The organism is Salegentibacter salarius, from assembly GCF_900168265.1.
In the GTDB taxonomy this organism is placed as follows: Bacteria; Bacteroidota; Bacteroidia; order Flavobacteriales; family Flavobacteriaceae; genus Salegentibacter; species Salegentibacter salarius.
This window is the reverse complement of the sequence record NZ_FVZF01000012.1, coordinates 81,185-87,285: the sequence shown is the minus strand read 5'-3', so window position 1 is coordinate 87,285 and position 6,101 is coordinate 81,185. Positions and strand designations below refer to the sequence as shown.

Below are 6,101 nucleotides of genomic sequence, written 5' to 3'. Positions count from 1 at the left end.
TTCATCGGCAACCTGTGCCTCTACTAAACTTACGCTAAAACTCTGCTCTATAAAATTCGCATCAGCATCGGTAGCACGAATCGTAATAGCTGAAACCGCAGGCGAATCAGGATAGCTAATAGTAAGTGTGCTGCCGGATATTGTAGCTCCAATGGCAGCGTTGGTGTTGCCTGAAACGCTATAGGTAAGATTCTCAACACCCTGGTTATCATCAAAATAAGATAAAAGACTAATATTCTCTGTTACCACACCGATTGTTCGTTCTATATCTGGAAGTTCTGAAGCGATCGTGGGACTACCAGATTTGATCTCCCAGTTAAAACTAAGCGCTACCGCATCACTAGTTTCAGCATCGCTATCATCTACTGTTACTGTAACGGTATAAGGACTGTTTACAGCTGTACCGGAACTGATCGTACCCCCTATTTGTCCATTGGTAGATTCTATAGTCACTCCTGCAGGAGCGCCGCTTATGCTATAGGTTAGATTACCGTCACCACCACTAGCAGAAACTACCAGGCTACCATCTAAAGCATCTCCCTCGAAATTTATTTGGTCTTCAATCGCAGCTACCTCAATAGGAGTACCAGATTTAATCTCCCAGTTAAAACTAAGCGTTACCGCATCACTGGTTTCAGCGTCGCTATCATCTACTGTTACCGTAACGGTATAAGGACTGTTTACAGCTGTACCGGAACTGATCGTTCCACCTATTTGTCCATTGGTAGGTTCTATGACTACTCCTGAAGGAGCTCCGCTTATGCTATAGGTTAAATTACCATCACCCCCACTAGCAGAAACTACCAGGCTACCATCTAAAACATCTCCCTCAAAATTCACCTGGTCTTCAATTGCTGATACATTAATTGGAGTATTAGGAACTCCCGAGGCCACTTCCAGGATCTCTATGCCGTTGATCAAAGGGTTTTCAATTGCTCCATGGATAAAAGCGATCTCCAACAAACCGTCTGTGACTTCAACTTCTTTTACAATCACCCCTCCAACTTGATGACCAAACTTACCCGAGAGATCTATATCATCCAGGGAAGGATTTACTACTCCTTCGATCGAAATATCAAATATTCGTTTTCCAATAGCAGAGGTTCCGGAATAACTATTCCCCATATACAAACGCACCTCATACGTACCTGCTTTGTCCACGGGAAAAGCATAAGTCATATTGGGAGCCCCGGCACCGCTATCATAACGCTCGGTATTGTAAATACTTACCGGAGTGGTAGCTTGATCTACCTCGTTATTATAGCTCGTCATTCCTCCTGCATAAGTGTTATTGTTTCCTGCCTGAGTTAAGTATACCGATTTATTAGCTTTGGTATCTTGCTCCCAATTTAATTTTCCGTCGATCGCAGCACTTACCCTAAAACTCTGCTCTATAAAATTCGCATCAGCATCGGTAGCACGAATCGTAATAGCTGAAATCGCCGGTGAATCAGGATAGCTAATAGTAAGTGTGCTGCCGGATATTGTAGCTCCAATGGCAGCGTTGGTGTTGCCTGAAACGCTATAGGTAAGATTCTCAACACCCTGGTTATCATCAAAATAAGATAAAAGACTAATATTCTCTGTTACCACACCAATTGTTCGCTCAATATCCGGAAGCTCTGAAGCTATTGTAGGACCATTGGAAGTCACATTTAGAAAGTCCCAGGTTCCTTCCAGCTCTACTCCTATCGTATTAGAAGTACCTATCATCCCTACAGCTAAATCATTTTCAGCATTTTGTAAAGACTGCAAAATTGGTCCCTTAGCCGTAATACTTCCCGCTGTCACCTGAACACCCGCATCAAATGAATATTTTAAAACTACCTCACCATTGGAGGGGTTTACCACAAAATAAAACGATACACTACTATCTGGCCGCTCTAAAACAGGAATGTTTATGTTTGTAGGCGTCTGAGGAACATCGTTTACTTCTTGAAGAGCTATTAAACCAGAGGGTGTAATAACGAATTTAATATAATTACTCTGAGTTCCATCACCTATAAAAAATCCGAGTTCTCCATTAGAAGGAGAATTAGAACCATATAATTGTACAGGACCATTAAAATTAGCGATCCCACCTTCTACTGTAAATATCCCTGAGTTCGAATTAACCTGAATGCCGTATTGAAAACCTTTTTCCTGACTATTACTAGAACCGAATGCGGTTCCAGAGGTCATCTGCATGGTCATGGCTCCTATTGCTCCTCCAAGAATATCATTTTCATTGGGATCATTTGGATCATCACGCCTATCCAGCCAATTCAACCAATTAGGATTAGGAGTTCCATTGTTCATTATCCCTGTTAACCCAAGGCCTTTATAGCCTCCTAATTCTGTATTACTTGAAAAAAGCTCATTGATTACAGGAAGTAAAAATGCATCACTTCCAGATTCGTGTGGATTTCCCAGTTGAAATGGGTCATTTTCATCCAGTATTCCATCTGCATCATCATCCAGATCATTTAAATCAGAAACATTGGGTCCATTGTTAGACTTATCAAAATCGTTTGGCTGTGAACCTCCGTTACAAGGATCTGTGCCATTATCTTCTTCATCCTGATTGGTATAACCATCAAAATCATAGTCGGCATTCGCATCATAACCAGGATCTCCCGGTAATTTGCATTCTCCAAAATCCTGGGGCTCCAGCACTATTAGTTTCCCGTTTAAGGTAACTACCCAAATCGTTCCCGGATATATATCGTTATCGCTATTACATGTTACCCCTAAAGCATCTCCGCCTAATCCCGATACAAAAGAAGGAGTTAGTTTACTCAGGCTTCCGTCTGGTTTTAGTTCCACTCTTCTTAATACTCCGGTATTCACTCCAGCTATAAGATTACCTTTCATTGCACCATTAAAATTACTGGCCGTATATTCATCTATCCCATTGGTATTGGTTCCCCACGTAGTAATGATATCATCTACCGGCCCATCAGGGTTGGGTATCCCCGGGCCTCTCCAGTCTCCTTCAACAGGATTCGCAACAGCAACAGGTGGCCAATCGGCGGGAAGTCCAATATTTGGATCATTAGTAAAATCTCCGGTATTCTTTGCAGGATGATATTTTTTAGTTCTAAAAATGGCGCCGGTAGTGCCATTTTTGGAAGGATTGGTATAAAGACCTGCTCCAAATGGATTCGCTCTAACAGGAGTTGGATGCCCGCCATAAAAAGAACCAAATGAATAATTTTGGATATTGGGAGTAATTAATTGCAAATGATCCAAATTATTTACTTTCTCTCCGCCTGAAGAAACTGTACTACCAGGTTCGTTTGGATCATAATCATTGGTAGCATTACCTCCTCCCTCATTTACCGGAAATCCTCCCCAACCTCCATTTGATCCGTTTTCCGTAACATATACAGCTCCAGCCTCTGTCAACACTAAATCATAACAATTCCTAAACCCGGGAGAAAAAATTTGTACTGGCCCTCCCGGTACAATTTTAGCCTGATTCAGTCCATCGTTACCGCCAAATGGATCGTTGATATCCACCCCATCATATCCTAAAATATCAGGATTGGTAATACCGTTTTTATTCGGGCGAGTTGGATCATCCAGGGTAGGAAGATCATAGATATACTTTCTACCATTATCGGTTTTAATCGGTAAACTATTTATCATATCGAGGTTAACCGATAATATCGCAGCAGATAAGGCATATTCTGTGGTATATGCAAAATTTATTGAAGGTGCACCGGCATTGGTATGCCCACCCTGAGCTACAATCAGGTAGTTCACTCCATTTATAGTGGCCAGTTCCATACCGTTAGTCGCATGATTCTCTTCTGAACGGGGAAGGCCGCGAACAATATCTACTACATCCCATGAACTTCCATTCCAGCTGAAACGGGTAATTATACCCGAATTAGTATCCAGGTTAGTATCTCCGCTTCCTCCGCCTCCGCCTCCACCAATCCTGAAATCACTGGAAGCTACGTATATCACAGGATTAGTCGCAGTACCGCCAACTGTAAGTCCTGTTGTTTCTCTTAAAGTTGTACTGTAGAGACTACCGTCATCATTGTGGTCTTGAATAGATGCTATATCTGAAAGAACTTCACTTGCAAGTACTTTATAATCAGTTACTGATGTACGCTCAATAGTAAAAATTTTTATAGCTCCTGTATATTCAGCTACGTATAAGCGCCCGTCTGGTCCAAACATCAATGAAGTACCATTGGAGATTGATCCCTTACCATTAAAATTTAAATTGCTCTGGGAAAAACTTTGTCCGTATAAATTTGCACTGAAAATAAACGCGCATATTATTGTCGATAAAATAATATTACATCCCCCTAAAAAATAATTCTTTTTCATCCCAATATTTTTTACAAAAAATAAATTTCAGTAAATAATTAAATCAAAGCTAGATGCTCACTATCAAGGGGCAGAGAAATGCTTTAGAACACCCAATTCCAGTTCTTTTCATTTACAATAAATTCATCTTCAGACTATTATTTAACATATAACACTAGAAAGTAAATTGCTTGGGGATAATAATTATTACGATGTATCAATCAACAATTGAGTACAAAGTTTGGGGACAGTAAAACAAATTAGGGAAAGTATTGGGGAGATTTTACACTATTAAATTTAGTGAAAAATTTAATATAAAATTTAAAAGTTCAAAAAATATTTTAAATCCTACCAGATTTAGGTTCACAAGAGATAAACCTCAATTTCGGTGAAGCTATCTTTTCTATCGAAACTTTTTAAACCAACCGATATTTTTTGCAGCACAAATAAGCTCAGTTGGTTAAAGCGTCAGATTCATCTCGAGTTACAATCTCGGTCACACTACTAGAAACCCCTTCTTTTCAGAAGGGATTTTTTTATGTTTTTTATCTAAAGAAAAACTTATCTTTCCTCCTCAAAATCTATTCTTTATGAAGCCAGAAATCTTAATCTTTGATGTAAATGAAACCCTCTTAAACCTATTTCCTTTAAAGGAGGAAATAAATGCAGCCCTAGAAAATGAGATGGGTTTTGAAGTATGGTTTCCAAAATTACTACATTACTCTCTGGTTGAAACTACATCGGGAAACTACAGGAATTTTACTGAAATAGCTGCTGCGACTTTTAAAATGATAGCGGGGAAATTTGATAAATCTTTTACTAATTCAGAAATAAAGAATATACTCTCTGAAATCACAAAACTTCCACCCTACCCAGATGTAAAACCCGGATTGGAACAATTAAAAAACTCTGGTTATAAGCTTATCGCTTTTAGCAACGGTAAACCTGATGTACTAAAATATCAACTGCAATTTGCCGAAATAGACTCTTTCTTTGATGGAATCCATAGTGTTGAAGAAATTAAACAATACAAGCCACATCCAAACAGCTATCAATATATTCTGGATCAATACGAAATTAAAGCCAAAAACGCTTTAATGGTCGCGGCTCACGCCTGGGATATTCTTGGCGCAAAACGGGCAAATCTTAAAACCTGTTTTATTGAAAGACCAGGAAAAAGCTTTTATCATTTAGCTAAAAAACCAGACATGATAGTTTCCGGTATTGATGAGATTTCTGAAAATTTGAACTAAAAAATAAAACCGTGGGATTTCACAATCAAAAGTTCTAACAAAACCAACCGAGTAGCTCATCATTTTTCTAAATTCCTGGTAATATATTCTTTCTTTTTACAAGCATTAAAGAAAGAAATACTTAACGATTAATTTACTTAAAATTAACCTCGCGCTAGTTCTTATAATTTAACTTGGAAATTCCTATTTAACTGATTACTAAAACGATAATCTGATTAAAAAAAGGCTTGATAACCTTTACAATCGGATTTTGAAGATTGAAGCGCATGAAAATAGTAGGAAAGATATTAATGACCCTGGGCGTCTTATTAGGAAGTTTTATCCTGATTGGCTCCTTTACTTTTGAGCTGGAAAACACCCTAGATGCACCTCCCAAAATATTCCCTATTGTGTTAGGCCTTGGAGCAATCGCCGCTATTTTTGTGATATGGAGAGGAAAAAGTAGTGCTACGGAAGAATAAATGAGCTACTAATCACCGACTTTATCTTTATTACTCTTGTCGTTCCTTCAATTTCTTCACAACGTTAAATCTGTCCAAAACC

3 protein-coding genes are annotated in these 6,101 nt (G+C 38.9%); 2 read left to right on the top strand and 1 reads right to left on the bottom strand.

The genetic code is table 11. The annotated features are described in order from the left end of the window. Positions 1 to 4,326: malectin domain-containing carbohydrate-binding protein (locus B5440_RS08610; RefSeq protein ID WP_200805508.1), on the bottom strand; the 4,326-nt coding region annotated here is incomplete at its 3' end. Between the two features lie 569 nt (positions 4,327 to 4,895). Here B5440_RS08610 and B5440_RS08605 point away from each other — a divergent pair. Beyond that, a complete protein-coding gene (locus B5440_RS08605) occupies positions 4,896 to 5,558 on the top strand; it encodes a haloacid dehalogenase type II (RefSeq protein WP_070053056.1) in 663 nt (220 codons plus the stop codon). A 266-nt stretch (positions 5,559 to 5,824) separates the two neighbouring features. Beyond that, entirely contained in the window at positions 5,825 to 6,019 is a 195-nt protein-coding gene (locus B5440_RS08600) for a hypothetical protein (RefSeq protein ID WP_070053058.1), read from the top strand. Positions 6,020 to 6,101 lie beyond the last annotated feature (82 nt).

Bases quoted from the DNA above. Each gene is read 5' to 3' on its own strand.
- B5440_RS08605 (WP_070053056.1), top strand. From the start codon at position 4,896: ATGAAGCCAGAAATCTTAATCTTTGATGTAAATGAAACCCTCTTAAAC.
- B5440_RS08600 (WP_070053058.1), top strand. From the start codon at position 5,825: ATGAAAATAGTAGGAAAGATATTAATGACCCTGGGCGTCTTATTAGGA.